Below are 19,262 nucleotides of genomic sequence, written 5' to 3' on the forward strand. Positions count from 1 at the left end.
TGCTTCATTTTTAATTTTTGATTTGATTTCTTATCTTTTTCAATCTTCGAGGCTTTCTAGGTCGTCATCTGAAGGGGTTGGAGGCGGATGCGCCGGTTCAAAAACTGGACAGTATCCTTCAGGTGTCACCTTAAATCCATACAGGGGCGAGTCCTGATTCCAACAGCGCTGCCCCCGTTGGTGTAGGCAGTTGCCGCAGCACTCAACATTCATGGGGACTCTGGCGTCGCTGCTTTGGCTTAAAAGTTCTCGTTGGGATAATCCGCGCAATACCAGTTCCTCACCCTGCCATCGGGCTTCCACTAAACCAGTATCAGCAAAGTGTTGCCAACGGGGATCGGCAGCGATCGCCTCCGGTAGGGTGATGGTAACGACCGTTCCCAGTTCCGTCAGCTCCCCTTCGTAACTGGTTTCGGGTGCCGCCGGTTGCACAAACGTCTCGCCAATCGGGAGTTCTACCAGCGTCCCAGCCGGTGGAGAATGCAAGTGGTAACGGTTGTGCAACTCCTCCAACCCGGTCAAATCAGCCAGGTAGGTGGGAGAGGCATGAACAAAAATTACGTGCTGAGGACGGATATTATGAATCAGTTGGGTGGTTCCCAGCCCATCAGAATGCTGGGCAAGCAAATAGTTTTGTATCGTCAACGATGAGTAACTAGGCTCTTGGGAGAACCTGGGTTGCTGGGGCAGTAATAACACCCACGGCCCGGTGCCTGGTTGACAGTATTCTCTAAGATCGTGGTTTTCCTCAGTCAGGATAATGCATGGAGACTGACCGACAGAGGGACGTTGTTCTGGAAGCAACCGACGCACTCTGGGACGCACCCGTTCATCCCAAAATAGGGATTGATGACGGGCAAAATTTTGCACAGAGGCTGGGAGGTTAGTGAGAATATCCAAATAGGCATCGCAGCCAGCCGCCACGTTACCATCTACCCAGATATCGAGGTTGCGACCCGTGAATAAGTGGTGACTCCGCAAGAGCATCAAGAGTTCTTGCCCTAGTCCTAAAGTGGGCACGGGCATCAAGACAGAATTCGCTTGAGCGATCGCTTGATTAATTCGCTCTGCCAGCTGATTCTCTTGGTTCCGCCGGTGGGGATGACGCGCTGTGCCGTAACTGCCTTCCACGATTAGCACATCTGGCTCTAAGCCTCGCAATGCTTCTAGCGGCAACCCCTCTACCAGCCGCGAGTTTGAAAGGAAAAAATCACCTGTATAAAGTAGGGTGTAAGAGCGGTGGCGACTCGTGTAGGTCAGCAAGATGGCAGATGCGCCTGGTAAATGTCCGGCTGGGAATAATTCCGCACTCAATCCCTCTTTGAATTCGACAGGCGATCGCATCGGCAATGCCTGACACAATTGCGGCAGATTCTGCGGAGCTATCTCAGGCCAATTCAGTGGCAGCAGCTGGGTTGTCAATTCACTTGCATAGACTGGCAACTGAGGGAAGCTTTCATGCAGCGCCAGCAATCCCCTAGCGTGATCCGGATGGGCGTGGCTACACAGCACTAAATCTGCTGGAGGAATTCCCTCACCTTTGAGCGAGGAAATGTCCGCCAAACCACAGTCTAGGAGAATGCGGTGTGGCCCCATCCGTACCAGTAAGCAGACGCCTTCGTCGCCATGACCGACGCCATAGGGAAAATAGGCTAGTTCGTCATAGCCGTGAGAGGATACCGGGGGGGGTTGACTCATCATTCGATTTTCAATTTTAGATTTTGGATTTTAGATTCAATCCAAAATCATCGGAGGCTTAGAAACTCCGACCTCCGCAAACTCTAAAATCCAAAATTGACTGGCTAACAGCGATCTTAGTGAGCAGAGCCGTTTCCGTGATAGTTGTCTGAATCGTAAAATCCATTCTTAGTGCCAAAAAATAGGCACGATACGGTAAAAACAAGTGTTAAGGCTGCTAAAACTAGCTTGACATCCATGAGTTTTTATGAATTGAACGGGGTGGTTTGGTATATCTTAAGTATATTTAACGATGAATCTGATTAAAAATACCCAAATTGTAGAAGTTTCTTGGCTAGATCGCCCATCCACTGAAGTTGCACCTGATTTGGTGGGCTGCACGTTGGTGCGACAGATGCCTGATGGAGAAATCATCCGAGGGCTAATCGTGGAAACGGAAGCCTATGGCCCTGAAGATCCGGCTTGCCATGCCTATCGGCGACGAACCGAGCGCAACTGGGTGATGTTCGGGCCAGCCGGGAGAACTTATGTTTATTTAATTTACGGAATTTACTACTGCCTGAACGTGGTCACAGACCAGGACAGCATTCCCAGTGCTGTCTTGATTCGGGCTTTGCAACTAGAGTCTATACCGCCCTGGATCAAAGAGAGCGATCGCTCGAAACCCCATCGAATCGCCGCTGGGCCAGGTAAACTCTGCCGCGCCTTACAAATTGACAGCATATTAAATGCACAAGTTTTACAACCCGGTCAACCCCTGTGGCTAGAGCATCGTCAGTCACAATTTATGCCGGAACTTGTCCAAACAACTCGGATTGGTTTATCACAGGGAATCGATTTGCCGTGGCGGTGGTATCTACGCGGTTGTGCTGCTGTCTCCAAACTTTAATCGAAACTTTAAAGGGAGATGTCTTCGCCCTGCTCTGTGAAGCGGACATCTTTGATCTTCCATTGAGAATTCGCAGTGAGGGTTTTTCTGAGGCTACCGAACAGAGCAAATTGTTCGCAGCTCGAAAGGGAGACAAATTTCCGCTGGGAACCGGGTGCAATTCGCAAATCAACCGTAGCAACTCGATTGCTGGGATTTACGATGACACGATACCCAGCTAAATTAAAGTCGGCGGTGTCCCGCTCCTCCAGAACTTTGCCTACCGCTGCTTGGACGCTTTCAACCGCTGAAACGTCTACTTTTTCCGGTACTAGCGCTTCACACTGAGTATCGGGTTGATAGATGGTGACGGTGACATTGTTTTTTGAGGGAGCGGTTGTTGTTGCTTGGCTAATCGCACCCGTCAACAATTGGCTGGCATCTGACGCTTTCGTCGTAGTTTTGCTGGCTTCAATAGCATGAGCGGGAGGTAAGCCAGCTTTGTCTCTTTCGCTGTTTGTCGGTAAAGAAGCGCAACTACTCAGACTGGCGACAATCGCTCCAGTTAATAGAGGAACCCAATAATTTTTTGTACGCCTCATCGCTTTTGAAATCTGTCTTTAGATAGATTTTTTGATAGCCCCCAATGGTAAATGGCACCTTGAGGGGATAGCATAGTTTTACTGATACTGCTGAGCAATATCAGTGTAGATTTCTGCGGAATTTATGGACCGAAGTCCATTAGGTGACAGTAGTAAGCTCCTCTAGCGCCTGGGCGGGTCAGTCTCTCCCAGCGCGGGGGGAGACTAGGAGGTTTCTATGCTCACTCAGGAAGGACGTGTTGCACTGTCGGATATTGCTGACTTAAATCAGCTTAAGTCTGAGCTAAATCGCTTACCGGCGGTTGATGTAGGGGATTACATTGTCGAACTGCCCCCATCCAAGCGAGCGATCGCGTTTCGCTTGCTTAATAAAGCTCAAGCCATTGATGTCTTTGAATATCTGCCTCCGGAAGTGCAAGAAGAACTAATTGGTTCGCTGCACGATAACCAGGTGTGTCAGATTGTAGAGGCGATGCGACCGGATGACCGGGCGGAACTGTTTGACGAGCTACCCGCAGGCATTGTGAAGCGGCTGTTGCAGCAACTCAGCCTTGAAGAACGGCAGGCAACTGCCAGGATTTTGGGCTATCCCGAAGGCACGGCGGGTCGGGTAATGACGACGGAATATGTACGGCTGCGCGAAGGCTTAACGGTCGGAGAAGCCTTGAGCAAAATCCGTGTCAGTGACGAAGATAAGGAAACAATTTACTACGCCTACGTCACCGACGACAACCGCAAGCTCGTTCGGGTTGTATCGTTGCGGCAACTGTTGTTTTCGCTTCCCAATGCCCTGATTGGGGATATTGCGAGCGATCGCGTTGTCAAAACTTACACAGAAACGCCCCAAGAAGAAGTCGCGCAACTAATGAAGCGCTATGACTTGATCGCCGTGCCAGTCGTTGACCGCGAAGATAGGTTAGTGGGGATTGTCACCATTGATGACGTGGTAGACATTCTAGAAGAGGAAGCCACACAAGACATTCAGAAACTGGCGGGAGTCAGTGGCGGTGATGAAGCCGCCTTGTCGCCTCCTTTGGTGACGCTTCGTAAGCGTCTGCCTTGGCTGTTAGGGAATATTATTCTCTATGTCGGAGCCGCCAATGCGATCGCGCCTTTTCAGGGAACGATTTCATCAGTGCCCGTTTTGGCAATCATCATGCCAATTTTAGCCAATAGTAGTGGCAATGTCGGCTTTCAGGTCTTATCGGTGACTGTACGCGGACTAGGTGTAGGTGAAATAACACCACAGGATACGCTGAAACTTCTCCGTAAGGAAATTCTCGCTGGCTTGGGTACAGCCTTGTCACTGGGTTTTGCCTTGGGTGCCCTTTCTTTGATTTGGTCTCCTGTCAATGAGCGATGGGTGGGGTTGGTTGCAGGACTGGTGATGGCTATCAATGTCTTGATGGCTGCCACCCTAGGGACTTTGCTGCCAATGGGTATTAAACGGTTGAACTTAGATCCAGCACTCATTAGCGGTCCGCTGCTGACTACGACGCTAGATGCATTGGGGTTCTTGACTTTCCTGACGCTAATCTCAGCGGCTTTGAATGTAGTATCTAGATGAGCAGTCAGTTGTCTTCTGTTCGTTGTTCGTTGCTACTGACCACACCTAATGGCTACCACTACCTGGACTCGTCACCACGTTCTTTCCTTAGCTGATTTCACCCCAATTGAATACGATACTGTGTTGCAAACTGCCGCCAGTTTCCGAGAGGTACTGTCGCGACGCACGAAGAAAGTGCCTACGTTACAAGGTCAGGTGGTAGCCAATCTATTTTTTGAATCCTCTACCCGCACCCGCAGCAGTTTTGAACTAGCAGCAAAGCGTCTCTCTGCCGATACGCTGAACTTTGCCGCGGCAACGTCTTCTCTAACGAAAGGAGAGACCATTTTAGATACGGCGAAAACCTATTTAGCGATGGGTGCGGACATGATGGTGGTTCGTCATCGGGAGGCGGGGGTGCCGCAAGCGATCGCTGCCGAGATGGATCGCTTAGGTTCAAAGGTGGGCGTCCTCAATGCCGGGGATGGTCAGCACGAACACCCATCCCAAGCATTGCTGGATCTTTTCACCATCTGTACCCTGTTAGACCCAGATCACCCGCGACTTGAACTGCTCAAAGATAAAAAAATTGCCATTGTCGGCGACATTCTCCACTCGCGGGTTGCCCGGTCGAATATCTGGAGTTTAACGGCAACGGGTGCGGAGGTTCACTTAGCAGGACCCCCCACGCTTCTCCCTCAGTTGTTTGCCGCCTATGGCACTGAGGAGGGGAGCCAGGGAGCCGATCGCCCGTTACCAAGCACCCACGACCAATCCCCCATTCCCAACCGCAAGCTTTTTCTCCACTGGGATTTGGAACCCGCTTTACAAGATGCTGATTTTGTGATGACGTTGCGGCTGCAAAAGGAACGGATGACGCAGCATTTGCTGCCCAGTTTGCGAGAGTACCATCAGCGGTATGGGATAACACGCGATCGCTTGAAACTCTGCAAAGCTGACGTTAAGGTACTGCATCCAGGACCCGTCAACCGAGGCGTAGAAATTAGCTCTGACTTGATGGACGACCCCCAGTTCAGCTTAATCTCTCAGCAAGTGACTAGCGGCGTGGCTGTCCGTATGGCGCTCTTATATCTGATGGGCGGTGGCAAGGTTTAGCAGCCAGGGTTCTGCAAAATCTTGGGGTAGATCGACACAATCTGGAACAACACAATCTGGAACAACAAGTGCAAGGAGCGATCGCTTAGGGTAATGCGGGTGCTGGATCGATCAAAATAGATCCAGTTCCTTTCTCAGGATTTCAACGTGATGAATGGCGTCACCACTCTCCTAAACCTTCCCAATCAACCCTCCGCGAAAGATAGTTTTACGATTAGCTTCGCTCCCTTATCAATGGAGGAAGTCTACTCACTAGCGGACGATCCTGCCAACGGAGCCGTGGTAGTCATGAGTGGAATGGTACGCAATCAAACTGATGGGAAGCCGGTGGTTGCTTTGGAGTATCAAGCCTACGAACCGATGGCTTTGCACATATTTAGTCAAATTGCTGCCAATATCCGCCAAACCTGGCAGGATGTCAATCGAGTAGTGATTCACCATCGCATCGGACGCTTGCAGATTGGCGAAATCAGCGTGTTGGTTGCGGTTGGGTGTCCTCACCGCTCAGAAGCTTTTGAAGCCTGCCAATATGCAATTGATACCCTAAAGCACAATGCCCCCATCTGGAAAAAGGAACATTGGGCAGATGGTTCTAGCAGTTGGGTGAGTATCGGTGCCTGTGAAACCCAGCCAGAGGGGTGTTAAGTCGCCTTCTGCTGGTTCAGAAAAGAATGCCCTTGACCGATACTTTTTACAAAACTTTAAACTTTCAAGGGCTTTAGATTGCAGTTTGTAACTATTGCTTTATCCCAGGAAAATTATCCTTTAGACTGATCCCCAATTCATAATTTGGGGATAAAGGGGATAGGCTAATGCCAAATCTGAACTGGCACGAATATTTACTTTTTGTTTCTTTTGTGGGTAGTATTGCTGGACTTTTCTTACTATCCGTTGACAAACAAACTCAGGTGGATGAGCTTGAAGAAACGGAGGAAATGCTATTGACAATGAGCTTTACTTACTGGATAGTTTACTGCGTTGTTGTAGGTATCCTGAAGTTTAGCCACCCTGAGTGGGAGATTTTGTTGATGAGTTTGAAGTTAACGGCTGCTTTTTCTTACTTGTTGACCTTTACTTCTGTCCTGACTCTGCCGCTGCACCGGATGTCAGTTCGGCAAGTAGAGTAGTATAAATTTTGTCTGAATCCCTAAAATTACTATCAGACTTCCCTGTGAGCCAATAGCTAATTGTTTAATGCTCAATTAATCGAGGTTGATTCCCTCATTAAAACTGAATCGTAAAATTGAATTCACGCTTAATAGAAAATCACCCCATTTCCGAATTTTGGCAATTCAAATGGGGTGATTTTGCTTTTATGGCTTTAGCTTAATAGACGATGAAGCCTAGCGACAAGTGCCGAGATTGGTCGAGTTTGAACTGGGAAACCCGTAAGAAATCCATCCGGCAACAGGGGCTGTAATCTGAACCCAGGCACGGCGTTCGGCGTCGAAGGTGAATGCTGGAGGACTGGTTCTGAGGGTGACTCTATCTCCAAACTTAACTCCGCCAACTCTAGTACCGTTTTTGCCGGGTGCGGTACGAATAGCCATCCCTTCAGCGCCCTTGTAGGTAATGACGCGGCAAAGGCTAGTTGTAGGATTCGGTCTGGGATTCGGGCTGGGAGTTGGGTTGGGAGTCGGGGTAGGGCTGGGAGTAGGTCTAGGGGTAGGATTGACTCCAGAGCAGGTTGTGAGGTCTCTTGCTTGGACATACCCGGTTACAGGGGCACTGATGGCGATAAAACCGGCGCTGCCATTGTCTGCAAGGGTAACTTGTTCGCCAGCAGCGAGCGTTCTAATCGTTTGACTGGAGAGCGATCGCTGCGTATAGACAAAAATCCGCGCTTTCGTAGCGCGGCATTGTCCTACCAGACTTTGCGCTATTTCAAAGCTGCCCCCAGGTTGAACTGAGTTCTGTTCTGATTGTGCAATCGTGTTAGCAGTTGTGGTTGTGCTAATGGCAGGAATGGGAAAATTCAGACTTCCCACGACGCTCAAGCCTAAACTAAAGAGAGCGATAGGCTTGCCCCAGCGACTCATCTTTTTCATACGGTCAACTCCTCATCTCACCAAAAAGTTTTTGTTAGAGACTTCAGCAAAGAAAAACCGATTGACGGTAGAACCAAGTTTTTGAAGATGGCTCGGCTTCAGTTGCCCAGCATCTTTATTCAGCTTTGACGCTACCGAACATCAGGATCGTCAATCTTTTAGAAGTCTCCTCGTCAAATAGCATACAAGTAAAGATTAATCCAAATCATCGGAAAGAAGGCAGAAATGTCAAGAGTAAGAGCGATCGCTCTTTGGGCTTCACCGCACTCAGTCTCCAGAAAGCGATCGCCTTTACTCCTGAAACCACGCCGTTAACGCTACAGCAAGGGCATCGGCGGCATCATCCGGCTTGGGAATGTAGCCCAAATTTAACTCCCGCGCCACGGCTTGCTGCACTTCGGACTTATCCGCATTTCCCATGCCAGTCAGCGCTTGTTTAATTTGGGCAGGCGTAAACTCAACAAACGGAACCCCGTGCTGTGCCAACACCAACATCAGCACCCCCCGTGCTTGAGCCACCACAATCGTGTTTCCCATCCGATAAAAAAACAATTTCTCGATTGCCACCAGATGGGGTTGACACTGCTCCATCAGCGTGTGCAAATCGTCGTAAATCGTGCGGAGTCGCTCCCCCATCTCCGTCTTTGCCGAGGTCTGAATCACGCCAAAATCTAGTAAACTTACCACCTCAGACGCAGTTTCTACTTGGCGCTTCGCGCGATCGCCACCTGCCGCTGCGGCATAATCTACCTTTTGGCAGACAATTGTCCCAAATCCTAATCTGGCAAGTCCGGGGTCTAATCCTAAAATACGCTTTTCCATCTAGCCTAGCTTTGGGGATTCACTCAAGGGGGAACTGCAATCGGTTAATTGAACGCTTAGAAGCAACAAGCGGGTCTAATCACTGAGTCGTAACATCTTGATTCCTGATCCAAGCAGCAAACCATCGCAACCTATCATAAGCTGAGTTGAAAAATCCCCTCCTCTGTTTCTTAGTTTCGTATGTCACATCTGAGTGGCTTAGTGAAAATGTATTCTGATGGGCACAGCCTTAGTGTTGCTCAGTGGGTAGCAACTTCTGCCTTCCCCGTGCCAGTCCAATCAATCCGTAGAGACGATTCATCAATCGCGCCTACTTGAGTGGATTCGCCAAGCAACGTTAAAGTCGAGTCTTGCCTTTGTGTCCCCTAGGAATCCGCAATGTCAAACGTTATTTTCAAACAAGCCTTACGCACGCTCAAACAAGATTCGCATATGGTCTGGAGTTTTAAGCCTAGGACGCCCCAACGAGTCAATAGCTGGTTTAAGTGGTTAGCGCCCGGACTATTGGTAAAACGCTGGTTGCTGATCAGTGTGGGAGGCGTGCTGCTAACCAGCCTAGGTTTGGCGATTTGGGTGAAACTGACCCCAATTTTCTTATTGATTCAGTTCATTGGGAACATTCTGGAAGCGATTACCACGATTATTCCCAATTATGTTTCCGGTCCAATCGCGATTGGCTTGGGTTTATTTTTTATTTTTTTAGGACAAACCCGCTCGATGGGAGCGATTACCGAGGTACTGAAGCCTTCCCAGGATGAAGAACTGATTGATGTGCTGTTGGCGCATCGCAAACTTAACCGGGGGCCAAAAATCGTGGCAATCGGCGGTGGCACCGGACTTTCTACTTTGCTCAGAGGATTGAAGGAATACAGCGCCCACATTACGGCGATTGTAACGGTTGCAGATGATGGCGGCTCCTCTGGTCGTCTGCGGCGAGAAATTGGCGTCCTACCGCCGGGAGACATTCGCAACTGTATCGCGGCATTGGCAGACCAAGAAAAGTTATTGACCGAATTGTTTCAATATCGCTTTAAGGCTGGGGATGGTCTGAACGGTCATAGTTTTGGCAACCTATTCCTGACGGCAATGAGCGATATTACCGGAGATTTGGAGCAAGCGATCGCTGCCAGTTCTCAAGTTTTAGCTGTGCGAGGGCGGGTGCTACCGGCAACGTTGTGCGATGTTCGCCTCTGGGCTGAGTTAGAGGATGGACGCACCATTGAGGGGGAATCGAGCATTACAGAAGCCAATGGTCAGATTAAGAAAATTGGTTGCATTCCTAGCAACCCCCCCGCTTTGCCTAAAGCTTTACAGGCAATTGAGGAAGCCGATTACATTATCATCGGCCCTGGAAGCCTTTATACAAGCGTGATTCCCAATTTATTGGTGCCAGAGATTGCCGAAGCGATCGCCCAAAAACAGGTTCCCCGCATCTACGTCTGTAACATCATGACCCAACCGGGAGAAACCCAAGGTTACACGGTTGCAGACCACATTCGCGCCATTGATGCCGCTTGCGGACGACCGCTATTTAACGCCGTCTTGGTGCAGCGGAAAGTTCCCAGTGCGAATGCCCTGATTCGCTATGCTCAAGAAAGTTCCCATCCGGTTTTTCTAGATCGAGAAGCCATTGGGCTGCTGGGGCGTCGCATTGTTTTAACCAACGTGATGGATGAAGACCCAGAGACGGGTTATGTACGCCACAATCCTGAGCGGCTGGCACGGGTGTTGCTGAGGTGGTATAGTCGTGCCCAGGCAGTAGAGTTTTGAGTTTTGAGTTTTGAGTAATTTGGAGTCAATTGTCATTTTTCTTGCCGATGCCGGGGCGACGCGATCGCTTAGGATTGCTCTCAGTCAATCCCTCCGCGCTGGTAGTGTACTTTTAAGCGTTTTAAATTTTGAGTTTTGAGTAATTTGGAGTCAATTGTCATTTCTCTTGCCGATGCGGCGGCGACGCGATCGCTTGGGATTGCACTCGGTCAATCCCTCCCCGCCGGTAATGTACTTTTATTAGAAGGCGACTTGGGCGCTGGCAAAACCACGCTGGTGCAAGGCATTGGCGAGGGTTTGGGCATTACCGAGCCGATTGTGAGTCCCACCTTCACTCTGATTAACGAGTACGCACAGGGACGCCTCCCCCTGTATCACCTGGATTTATACCGCTTGCAGCCAGAAGAAGTCGAAGCGTTGAATTTAGAAACCTACTGGGAAGGATTCGAGGTGCCCCTGGGAATTGTGGCGATAGAATGGGCAGAACGGTTGCCATATCAGCCGCCCAGCTTTTTAAGCGTCCATCTAACCTACTGTGCGAATAATGGTCGCCAAGCCAACCTAATTCCAGCGGGTGGGTTTGATTTTAAGTCAATAAAATTTTAAACACAAAGGTTCGCTCTCGTTTAGAGACTGATTTATCGCGTCTTTCCTTTGCGTACCTTTGCGCTTACCTTGGCGTACCGAGAGCGTTTAATTATTCGTTAAACGTCAAAGCTTCGCCCCGCACTTCTAGATTCAGCTTCCCCCGCTCATCAACAACCTGACCGCCAACAACGGTGATAGAACAAGGCCATCCCCTCAAATTCCAGCCTTCAAAGGGACTCCAGCCGCATTTGGTGAACAATTCTTCGCGCAATACTGGACGATAATTGTCCAAATCTACCAGAACTCAATCGGCATCATAACCGGGAGCGATCGCACCTTTTTTGGGAATCTGATACGCCTTAGCGACAGCCGCAGACATCCAGTTCGCAAGGGCAACACTACAGCGTCCTTGCATGGCTGAAGTCAGCATCAGGGGCAGGGATGTCTCAACTCCAGGCATTCCAGAAGGGGTATTGGGGTATTCTCGGGCTTTTTCTTCGAGGGTATGGGGGGTGCGATCGGTGGCGATAAAATCAATGAAGCCATCGAGTAGCGCTTGCCAAAGAACTTCGTTGTCGTGGGGCGATCGCAATGGCGGATTCATCTGCGCCAGAGTGCCAATTTTCTCATAAGCACTGGTGTTCAGCAGCAAGTGTTGCGGCGTCACTTCTGCTTTCACTCAGCTCGGTTTATCTTGACGTAATAAATCGGCTTCTTGGGCTGTGGACAGATGTAAAATATGCAAGCGTCGCTGATACTTTTTAGATAAATAGAGCGCCAATTCGGTAGCTCAAAGAGCGGCTTGATTATCCTGAATTTGAGAGTGAATGGCTGGATCGTGAATTCCAGCAAATTCTTGTCGTCGCTGGTTTATCCGAGGTTGGTCTTCTGCGTGAACGGCAATTAAGCGATTTCCCTTTGCAAAAATAGACTCCATACCGTATATCCATCCACCAGTAATTGACCGTGCATCGATCCCATAAAAATTTTGATTGCAGAGGTGGGATGCGCTTCTATAAGATCCGACAGATATTCTCCGGTTGCCCCAATAAAAAAGCCATAATTAACTAAGCACTTCTGGGCACCTCGTCGCAACTTATCATCGAGAGCCGCCTGGGTAGTTGTCAGGGGGCGAGTATTGGGCATTTCCAGAAACGACGTTACCCCGCCTTTAGCACAAGCACAACTCGCCGCGAACAAATTTCTTTGTGTTCGAGTCCCGGTTCTCGGAAGTGTACCTGCGGATCGATGACTCCCGGCAACAAAGTCAGACCTTGAACGTCTATCTCTTTATCCACTAGTAGACTATCAGATGCTAGGATTTCCAGATGCTAGGATTTTAGTGCAACCCGGACAATTTCCCGACCCAAGGTTTGCACCTCCCCAACCAAAAATTCACCCGTAGGCGGGAGAATTCGAGCATTGCGAATCAACAGAGAGGGGACAGAAAACATGGTAATCAGTTGTTGATGCAGTAGTTAAGTGTGAGCGACAATTGTATGGTGCGATCGCGCTTTGTCGTAAGATGGCACTTTTCTAAACTGACCATCCAGCAACCGGGTAAACGACAGAAGCTAAATATCTGTAATATTAGCCGGATATATTTAGACAAAATTTGTACACAATATATATAGCTAATCATCCGTCTTCCTTAAAATAAATAATTACCTAGGGAATCAATTTCATTCATTTGCTTGAGTGATTAACCGTTTATGACTGACGTGCAGAATCAACAACCTGACCTCAACCCCCAACCAAAAGCCGAAAATCCTTTCATAGAGGGAATAAAAACGATTGGCTTGAGTGCCATTCTGGCCTTTGGAATTCGCTCTTTTGTGGCGGAAGCACGCTACATTCCTTCGGGTTCAATGCTGCCTACACTACAAATCAATGACCGTCTGATTATAGACAAGGTTAGTTACAACTTCCGATCTCCACAGCGGGGCGACATTGTAGTGTTTGCGCCGACCGAAGCGCTAGAAAAGCAAAACTTTCACGATGCTTTTATTAAGCGCGTGATTGGTTTACCTGGGGAAAAGATAGAGGTGAAAGGGGGACGGGTGTATGTCAACGGGAAACCCCTGTCAGAAAAATATATTGAAGAACAGCCACAGTATACCTATGGGCCGGTGACGGTGCCAGAAAACTCCTACCTGGTACTGGGTGATAATCGCAACAACAGTTACGACAGCCACTATTGGGGTTTTGTCCCCCGTGAAAAAATCATTGGTCGTGCTGTAGTGCGCTTTTGGCCCCTCCAACGTGCCGGAGAAGTGGATAGCGCTCCAGCTTATACCAAGGAATAGTAGGGAGTAGGGGCGAGTTTCACCAAGATATTTGTGCGTCACTAAACCCCTGGCTCAATCCGCCCTTACAGTTAGATATTTCTTCGGTTTGACTGACTAATTACCCATTACCCAAGTTTGTAAAACCCGACCCGTCAGCGATCGCCCTAGCCAAGGGGTATTTTCTGAGCGGGATTTTAGGGTTTGTCTGTCCGCTGTCCAGCTTAGCTGGGGATCAAATAAGACCAGTTCAGCCGGTTGACCGGGCGCGATCGCTGGCGGTTTTTGCTGCAAACACTCCGCCGGATGGGTACTTAAAACCCGCCACAGTTCTAAAGCTGACCAGTCACCAGTCGCAACAAAGGTGTGCCACAGAAGCGATAAAGCCAACTCTAGACCAATTGCGCCCGCGGGTGCTTCGGAAAAGGCGACCGTTTTCTCTTCGTAGGTGTAGGGAGTATGGTCAATGGCGATCGCGTCTAACACCCCACTCTGTATCCCCTGAATCAGCGCCGCTTGGTCTGAAGAATTGCCGAGAGGGGGTTCTAGTCGCAAGTTTGAGTCATAACTGCCTACCGCCTCCGTATTGTGCAATAAATGCATCCAGGTAGTACTGGCGGCGATTGGTAAATTCCGCGCCTTGGCATTCGCAATTAGCTCAACGCTGCGAGCAGTGGAAACGCGCATGATATGGACAGGGGTGCGAGTAGCTTCCACCACTTCCAGCAAAGCAGCCAGCGCCGATGTTTCTGCGATCGCTGGGTTTCCTGGCAACCCAAAGCGAATCGACGCCGAGCCTTCTCTCATTACCCCATTGCCGCTCAAAGCGCGATCGCAAGGCCATAACGCCACAGGTTTTCCTAACGGCTGGAGGTATTCCAACAGGCGGCGCAGCAGCGCTAGATTCTGCACTGGCTGACCGTCTGCAAAGCCTACCACCCCAGCCGCCGCCAGTTCAGCCAGAGATGTCATCTGCTGCCCTTGGATACCGAGCGTCAGCGCCCCCCAAAATTCAATTTTGGATTTTGGATGTTGGATTTTAGATTGTTGAAGGTAGGCTAAACCCCCTAGATTGTCGAGAACGGGTAGGGTATCGGGCAAGATTGCCAGTCGAGTAAAGCCCCCGGCTGCTGCCGCATCAACGAGCGAGGCTAAGGATTCCCGCTCTTCAAACCCAGGCTCACCAGAGTGGCTGTATAAATCTACTAACCCTGGCCCTACGACAAATCCACGACAATCCCGGACGGTTGTGTCAGCGGACAAGTCAGAAATTTCAGTTTCGGCTGCTTGGATATAACCGTCAGCAATCAGAATATCGGCAATCTGGTCGGTTCCAGAAACTGGGTCGATGACCCGTACTTGTTGGAGCAGTTCATTCATAATCGTTTCGAGTTTTGAGTTTTGAGTTTTGAGATAAAAAGCTTCTTCATTCAAAACTCAAAATTCATAACTCATCACTCTACAATGCACCGGCAGCCGTTTGATCGAGAACGCCCCCACCTAAGTGAGTTGTGACATTCATCGCTTGCAGCACCGGCGTACTTTCTGGCCCTTGAAGATAGTCGATGACAGTCACTGCCCCGTTCCCCTGCTTAATGCTCCAGAAATTTTCTGGATTTAAACCCAAAAGGTAGCAGAGTAAGACTTTGTTCGTGGCGTCGTGAGCGACCACCAAACCTGTTTTCGGTCGATCTCCAGAATAAGACGCGACCATGTCTTGCCAAGCTGCGATCGCTCTATCCCAAACTTGTTGCAAGTTTTCTCCTTCTGGCATCTGCACCGTCTGCGGAAACTCTCGCCACTGTTGCAGCATCCCCGGATACGACAGCTCGATTTCCTCTTCAAATTTCCCTTCCCACAGCCCGTGACCAATTTCTGCCAAAGGTGCCTGTAGTTCAATCTGGACGTTGGGGTGATATTTCAGAATAATCTCGGCTGTTTCCTTGGGACGCAGCATTGGGCTAGTCACAGCAAAGTCAATCGGTACATCTTTGAGAAATTCTGCTGCCTTCCGGGCTTGTTCTCGACCGTTATCGTTGAGGGGCACATCAATTTGCCCTTGAAAGCGTTTCTGGCGATTCCAGTCGGTTTCCCCGTGGCGTACCAGCAACAAACGGAGTCCGCGATGGCCCGGACGCGGCTTTGGCAGCACTTCTCCCACATGGGCAGTGAGATTCATCGACTCTAATTGCGCCGGTTTGCCCCAACCAGCGGCAAAATTTAGCACGCTGATGCCGCAATTCGACTGTTGAATCGAATGGTAGCGCTGTGGCGATATTCCAGTTGCCGTACTGAGCAAAGCCCGGTTGATGCCGTTATGCCCCACAATGAGAATCGTCTCTCCCGCATGGCGGGATAAAGTTTCCTGCCAGAATTGCCGCGCTTGCTCGTAGATGGCTAAGACTGGGAAGTGTTCTTTTAATCCCTCTGGCGTCGGGACGCTCATCCGAAATTCCTGGGGACGCTCATGCCAACATTGGTAATCTTCAGGAAATTTCTCCTGCACTTCCACGGAAAGCATTTTCTGCCAAAGGGGTAAATCAATTTCCATCAAGTTATCGGACGCTGTTAAGGGGGCAGGCGTCGCCAAACTGGATTGAACGATCTCTGCGGTTGCTTTCGCCCGTTGCAGGGGGCTACTGTAAATCGCATCAATTTTCAAGTTACTCAGAGTAGCGCCAAGTTGACGGGCAGTCGCGCGACCTTTTTCCGTCAAAATTGATTCATCACAGCGGCCCTGAATTCTACGCTCACTGTTATAGCTGCTCTGACCATGACGCACGAGAATGACTCGAGTATTCAGGGTGATATCCTCCGTGGAAACTAGCACTGCAAAGACAGCAGCCTACATATTCTTGTTCGCTGGCTTAGCTAGAGAAGAATTAGGTCGGCTCTGCCTCAGTTTGGTAAGGTAAAGTTCCCCTAATGCTCTAGGCGAGAAATCCACGCCCATCATCAAGAGCAAAAAGGTTCAGGAGAATTTTAACCTGTCCCGGACACGCATCTAAGATATTCCTCATAGGTGCCGTGACACTAAGAGCCTACAGGAGTTTTCATGACAATTAAGCGGTTGCTGTTGGGGTTGCTGACAATTTTGGCTTTGTTTCTGATTACCCACTCATTACTGGATAGCTGGAATCAGCCTCAGATTCAAGGTCGCCTGGAACTGTACCAAACGAATTTGTTACTCCAAGCGAGTGAGTGGCAGGGCGACAAAGCTGGTGATGCCAATTTGAAAAACGCCCGGAACGCTCTTTTAGGTGAAGACCCTTTAAGAACTGCCCAAAAGCAGTATGAGGAGGCGCGTTCGGAGGATCGAGCCACTCTGGAAAAGCTGCAAGGACAGCTCGAAAAGCTGAAATCGGAAGCCGATTTGAATCCCGATGCAGTCAGATCGCAGCCGCAATTACCAGCGTCAATCAACAAGGTAAAAAAGCTGATTGCTGAGCTTGACTTGCGGTTGGGAATTCTACAAGCTCAACAAGGACAAACAGACGCGGCGATTAAAACTTGGACGGAATTAATTAATCGGTCTAAACAGGAAGCGGCGAGCGAGTTACAGACTAAGCCAGCGGCGGTTTTGGTGGGACTTTGGAGCGAGCCACCCAGCCTGATGTTGGATGCTCAGCCGCAAATTCAAGAGCATTTAGACGGCTGGTTCCGCGATCGCGCTTTGACGAAACTCTACCAAGTACAGGAACGTCAGGAGGAACTGGCGGCACTCCAGGCACAAGAACAGGAGCGCGCTGAAGCTGCAATTGTCAAATTAGCGATTGTCGGAGCAATCCCGCTAGTGGGAGTATTGGTGGGATTAGGATTGCTGATTTTTCTGCTAGCGGGAGTGCTAATTAAGGGAAAAGAAGCCATCCTCGCTCAAAATGGCGATCTCCCTTGGACAACGCCTTGGAATGCCGAAATTATTTGGCAGGTGTTCGTCGTGGGCTTTTTCTTTATCGGTCAATTTCTGCTGCCGCTCTTTTTTAGCTTACTGCCCCTAAATCGAGCCAGCTTTGATATTCGGACACAAGCTGCTTTTGTTCTGGTGAGTTATGCAACATTGGCGTTCGAGTGTCTGCTGGTTCTGTATTTATCTATCCGCTCTTTTTTACCGTTGCCAGAAGGTTGGTTTCGATTCAATTGGCGGGGAAACTGGATTCTTTGGGGATTGGGCGGATATTTAGTCGCGCTGCCTCTAGTGATTGTGGTGTCGCTGATTAACCAAAAGCTGTGGCAGGGACAAGGGGGCAGCAATCCGATTTTACCGATTGCTCTAGAGGGGCAAGATAGTGTGGCGCTGGCGATCTTTTTCTTGACGGCGGCGGTGGCAGCACCATTGTTTGAGGAGTTCTTGTTTCGCGGTTTTCTGTTGCCGTCCCTCACCCGTTATATGCCCGTTTGGGGAGCGATCGCGCTCAGTAGTTTGTTCTTTGCGATTGTTCACCTGAATCTCTCAGAAATCTTGCCCCTGGCGACTTTGGGGATGGTTTTGGGAGTGGTTTATACGCGATCGCGCAACCTCCTTGCACCGATACTCCTCCACTCTCTCTGGAATGGTGGCACTTTGCTGAGTCTTTTCCTCTTGGGTAGTGGATCTGCGTGATGTTTCCTTCCAGTCATTGTTAAGAAGAATCAATGCTTTCCGTCTTGTGATAGATGCGTTACCCAACTGGGAACACTAAAAGCGGAAAGCAAATTTTTCAAGGGTTCACACAAATGAGGGATGGAAACTCTACTGATGCCAGCAAAAAAATCGCCGCTGGAGTCTGCGGGATTCTTATCGGGGCTTTAGGTATCCATAAGTTTGTTCTTGGCTATAACACAGAAGGCATCATCATGTTGCTGGTTAGCCTGCTTACCTGTGGAATCGGTTCGCCAATTATGGGAATTATTGGTTTGATCGAGGGAATAACTTATTTGACAAAATCTGACGAAGAATTCGTCAGCACTTACCTTGTTAGCAAGAAAGGTTGGTTTTAGATCGACCCCTGCGAGAGCGCTTGGGTAGACGCTAGCTTAACTTGAGCCATGTCTAAATTATCTCGCTCTAATCTGTCTAGCAATGCTCGACGGATTCGCTGGTTGATATTAGGAATATGTTCAGCACCTCTAGTGGGAACCTACTTTTATAACCAAGGATATAAAGTAACGTTCCTAGTTTGCCCAATTCGGCACTTTACGGGGATTCCTTGTCCTACGTGTGGCATGACTCGGTCTTTTATGGCAATTGTGCGAGGAGATTGGAGTTGCGCCTTAGCAGAACACCTGTTCGGCCCGGTTTTATTCGCTGCCTTTTTGATTGCAACAGTTCATATTACACTTGAACTAATCGCGGGACGTAAAATCGCCGTCTTGTATGTTCAAATGCTTAGGAACCGAAAGCTACAGGTGCTGAGCCTACTTCTAATTTTAAGCTACCATGCGTTGCGCTTGTATTATTTATCAAAGTCTGGAGAACTATATCTCGCCTTGGTTCATTCACCCTTAGGTCAGCTATTTTTTTGAGGAATTCATGCTTGTATAAAAAATTTTGTTTTTAGGTCAAATTATTTGCGATCGCTTGTTTGTATTTTGTCGTTTTTGCAGCGATAAATTTAACAGATAGAGCGATATTTTATTCATGTTTAAATTAAGTTCTTCTGTAAATCTTTCTCCTGACTTAATATGCTAATACGCAAACCCAAAAAACTGATTTTACCCATGTTCCTAGCTTTGTTAGGTATGGGATATTTCAGTGTAATGTCTAGCTTAGAGATTAACTTCTTCTTTAGGGGCTATGCCGCGCTCATGCCAATGCAGGCTCTAGCACTGGTCTACGTGATGTATCTTCGCTGGAGTAGCCGTTGACCGTTCGCGGGTAACTAACTTAAAAAAGATTAAGAATTTTTGCGCGATCGCCCGGACTTTCGCCTAACCTCAAAA

17 protein-coding genes and 1 pseudogene are annotated in these 19,262 nt (G+C 49.1%); 11 read left to right on the plus strand and 7 right to left on the minus strand.

The features are described 5' to 3' along the window. Positions 1 to 39: 39 nt before the first annotated feature. Positions 40 to 1,701 carry an MBL fold metallo-hydrolase gene (locus NDI44_RS19025; protein ID WP_242037114.1) on the minus strand — a complete coding sequence of 554 codons (1,662 nt, stop codon included), beginning with the start codon at positions 1,699 to 1,701 and terminating at the stop codon, positions 40 to 42. A 289-nt stretch (positions 1,702 to 1,990) separates the two neighbouring features. Between NDI44_RS19025 and NDI44_RS19030 the strand changes: the two genes are divergently transcribed. Further along, a complete protein-coding gene (locus NDI44_RS19030; protein WP_190414034.1) occupies positions 1,991 to 2,587 on the plus strand; it encodes a DNA-3-methyladenine glycosylase in 597 nt (198 codons plus the stop codon). Positions 2,588 to 2,595: 8 nt separating this feature from the next. Here NDI44_RS19030 and NDI44_RS19035 read toward each other — a convergent pair whose 3' ends face one another. Continuing rightward, positions 2,596 to 3,168: a sporulation/spore germination protein gene (locus NDI44_RS19035; protein ID WP_190414036.1), complete on the minus strand. Its 573-nt coding sequence runs from the start codon at positions 3,166 to 3,168 to the stop codon at positions 2,596 to 2,598. A 217-nt stretch (positions 3,169 to 3,385) separates the two neighbouring features. Here NDI44_RS19035 and mgtE point away from each other — a divergent pair, with 217 nt between their 5' ends. The 4 genes from mgtE (at position 3,386) to NDI44_RS19055 (ending at position 6,957) form a co-directional block, all read left to right on the plus strand. Further along, on the plus strand, positions 3,386 to 4,735 hold the full coding sequence (mgtE, locus tag NDI44_RS19040) for a magnesium transporter (RefSeq protein WP_190414038.1): 1,350 nt from the start codon (positions 3,386 to 3,388) through the stop codon (positions 4,733 to 4,735). Between the two features lie 48 nt (positions 4,736 to 4,783). Further along, positions 4,784 to 5,830: an aspartate carbamoyltransferase catalytic subunit gene (locus tag NDI44_RS19045; RefSeq protein ID WP_190414040.1), complete on the plus strand. Its 1,047-nt coding sequence runs from the start codon at positions 4,784 to 4,786 to the stop codon at positions 5,828 to 5,830. A gap of 150 nt (positions 5,831 to 5,980) precedes the next feature. Continuing rightward, complete coding sequence (locus NDI44_RS19050) at positions 5,981 to 6,475, plus strand: molybdenum cofactor biosynthesis protein MoaE (RefSeq protein WP_190414042.1); 495 nt, start codon at positions 5,981 to 5,983, stop codon at positions 6,473 to 6,475. A gap of 167 nt (positions 6,476 to 6,642) precedes the next feature. Then, positions 6,643 to 6,957, plus strand: coding sequence for a hypothetical protein (locus tag NDI44_RS19055; RefSeq protein WP_190414044.1), 315 nt, complete (start codon positions 6,643 to 6,645; stop codon positions 6,955 to 6,957). Positions 6,958 to 7,173: 216 nt separating this feature from the next. Here NDI44_RS19055 and NDI44_RS19060 read toward each other — a convergent pair whose 3' ends face one another. Beyond that, positions 7,174 to 7,878: an SH3 domain-containing protein gene (locus NDI44_RS19060; protein ID WP_190414045.1), complete on the minus strand. Its 705-nt coding sequence runs from the start codon at positions 7,876 to 7,878 to the stop codon at positions 7,174 to 7,176. 291 nt (positions 7,879 to 8,169) lie between these two features. Continuing rightward, a complete protein-coding gene (gene ruvC, locus NDI44_RS19065; protein WP_190414048.1) occupies positions 8,170 to 8,700 on the minus strand; it encodes a crossover junction endodeoxyribonuclease RuvC in 531 nt (176 codons plus the stop codon). A gap of 378 nt (positions 8,701 to 9,078) precedes the next feature. Between ruvC and NDI44_RS19070 the strand changes: the two genes are divergently transcribed. Continuing rightward, positions 9,079 to 10,470, plus strand: coding sequence for a gluconeogenesis factor YvcK family protein (locus NDI44_RS19070; RefSeq protein WP_190414050.1), 1,392 nt, complete (start codon positions 9,079 to 9,081; stop codon positions 10,468 to 10,470). A 153-nt stretch (positions 10,471 to 10,623) separates the two neighbouring features. Then, positions 10,624 to 11,076 carry a tRNA (adenosine(37)-N6)-threonylcarbamoyltransferase complex ATPase subunit type 1 TsaE gene (tsaE, locus tag NDI44_RS19075; RefSeq protein ID WP_190414157.1) on the plus strand — a complete coding sequence of 151 codons (453 nt, stop codon included), beginning with the start codon at positions 10,624 to 10,626 and terminating at the stop codon, positions 11,074 to 11,076. 91 nt (positions 11,077 to 11,167) lie between these two features. Here tsaE and NDI44_RS19080 read toward each other — a convergent pair. Next, positions 11,168 to 12,512: pseudogene (locus NDI44_RS19080) on the minus strand (dihydroorotase). Between the two features lie 258 nt (positions 12,513 to 12,770). Here NDI44_RS19080 and lepB point away from each other — a divergent pair. Next, a complete protein-coding gene (gene lepB, locus NDI44_RS19085) occupies positions 12,771 to 13,364 on the plus strand; it encodes a signal peptidase I (RefSeq protein ID WP_190414052.1) in 594 nt (197 codons plus the stop codon). A 96-nt stretch (positions 13,365 to 13,460) separates the two neighbouring features. On the opposite strand, the gene NDI44_RS19090 is transcribed toward lepB, so the two are convergent. Next, positions 13,461 to 14,726: a dihydroorotase gene (locus NDI44_RS19090; protein WP_190414159.1), complete on the minus strand. Its 1,266-nt coding sequence runs from the start codon at positions 14,724 to 14,726 to the stop codon at positions 13,461 to 13,463. Positions 14,727 to 14,802: 76 nt separating this feature from the next. After that, a complete protein-coding gene (locus tag NDI44_RS19095) occupies positions 14,803 to 16,146 on the minus strand; it encodes a histidine phosphatase family protein (protein WP_190414162.1) in 1,344 nt (447 codons plus the stop codon). Positions 16,147 to 16,398: 252 nt separating this feature from the next. On the opposite strand from NDI44_RS19095, the gene NDI44_RS19100 reads away from it, so the two are divergent. The 3 genes from NDI44_RS19100 to NDI44_RS19110 all read left to right on the plus strand — a co-directional run bounded on the left by NDI44_RS19100 (position 16,399) and on the right by NDI44_RS19110 (position 18,845). After that, positions 16,399 to 17,943 carry a CPBP family glutamic-type intramembrane protease gene (locus NDI44_RS19100; protein ID WP_190414054.1) on the plus strand — a complete coding sequence of 515 codons (1,545 nt, stop codon included), beginning with the start codon at positions 16,399 to 16,401 and terminating at the stop codon, positions 17,941 to 17,943. Positions 17,944 to 18,056: 113 nt separating this feature from the next. Then, on the plus strand, positions 18,057 to 18,320 hold the full coding sequence (locus tag NDI44_RS19105; protein ID WP_190414164.1) for a TM2 domain-containing protein: 264 nt from the start codon (positions 18,057 to 18,059) through the stop codon (positions 18,318 to 18,320). A 48-nt stretch (positions 18,321 to 18,368) separates the two neighbouring features. Further along, a complete protein-coding gene (locus NDI44_RS19110; protein WP_199304890.1) occupies positions 18,369 to 18,845 on the plus strand; it encodes a DUF2752 domain-containing protein in 477 nt (158 codons plus the stop codon). Positions 18,846 to 19,262: the final 417 nt, after the last annotated feature.

The sequence above is a fragment of the Trichocoleus sp. DQ-A3 genome, from assembly GCF_039961975.1.
Lineage (GTDB): Bacteria > Cyanobacteriota > Cyanobacteriia > Cyanobacteriales > FACHB-T130 > FACHB-T130.

What these genes read in the sequence shown, in the direction of transcription:
- NDI44_RS19030 (WP_190414034.1), top strand. Translation starts at nt 1,991, where the DNA reads ATGAATCTGATTAAAAATACCCAAATTGTAGAAGTTTCTTGGCTAGAT.
- mgtE (WP_190414038.1), top strand. Translation starts at nt 3,386, where the DNA reads ATGCTCACTCAGGAAGGACGTGTTGCACTGTCGGATATTGCTGACTTA.
- lepB (WP_190414052.1), top strand. Translation starts at nt 12,771, where the DNA reads ATGACTGACGTGCAGAATCAACAACCTGACCTCAACCCCCAACCAAAA.
- NDI44_RS19050 (WP_190414042.1), top strand. Translation starts at nt 5,981, where the DNA reads ATGAATGGCGTCACCACTCTCCTAAACCTTCCCAATCAACCCTCCGCG.
- NDI44_RS19055 (WP_190414044.1), top strand. Translation starts at nt 6,643, where the DNA reads ATGCCAAATCTGAACTGGCACGAATATTTACTTTTTGTTTCTTTTGTG.
- NDI44_RS19045 (WP_190414040.1), top strand. Translation starts at nt 4,784, where the DNA reads ATGGCTACCACTACCTGGACTCGTCACCACGTTCTTTCCTTAGCTGAT.
- NDI44_RS19060 (WP_190414045.1), bottom strand. Translation starts at nt 7,878, where the DNA reads ATGAAAAAGATGAGTCGCTGGGGCAAGCCTATCGCTCTCTTTAGTTTA.
- NDI44_RS19035 (WP_190414036.1), bottom strand. Translation starts at nt 3,168, where the DNA reads ATGAGGCGTACAAAAAATTATTGGGTTCCTCTATTAACTGGAGCGATT.
- NDI44_RS19110 (WP_199304890.1), top strand. Translation starts at nt 18,369, where the DNA reads ATGTCTAAATTATCTCGCTCTAATCTGTCTAGCAATGCTCGACGGATT.
- NDI44_RS19025 (WP_242037114.1), bottom strand. Translation starts at nt 1,701, where the DNA reads ATGATGAGTCAACCCCCCCCGGTATCCTCTCACGGCTATGACGAACTA.
- ruvC (WP_190414048.1), bottom strand. Translation starts at nt 8,700, where the DNA reads ATGGAAAAGCGTATTTTAGGATTAGACCCCGGACTTGCCAGATTAGGA.
- NDI44_RS19100 (WP_190414054.1), top strand. Translation starts at nt 16,399, where the DNA reads ATGACAATTAAGCGGTTGCTGTTGGGGTTGCTGACAATTTTGGCTTTG.
- NDI44_RS19105 (WP_190414164.1), top strand. Translation starts at nt 18,057, where the DNA reads ATGAGGGATGGAAACTCTACTGATGCCAGCAAAAAAATCGCCGCTGGA.
- NDI44_RS19070 (WP_190414050.1), top strand. Translation starts at nt 9,079, where the DNA reads ATGTCAAACGTTATTTTCAAACAAGCCTTACGCACGCTCAAACAAGAT.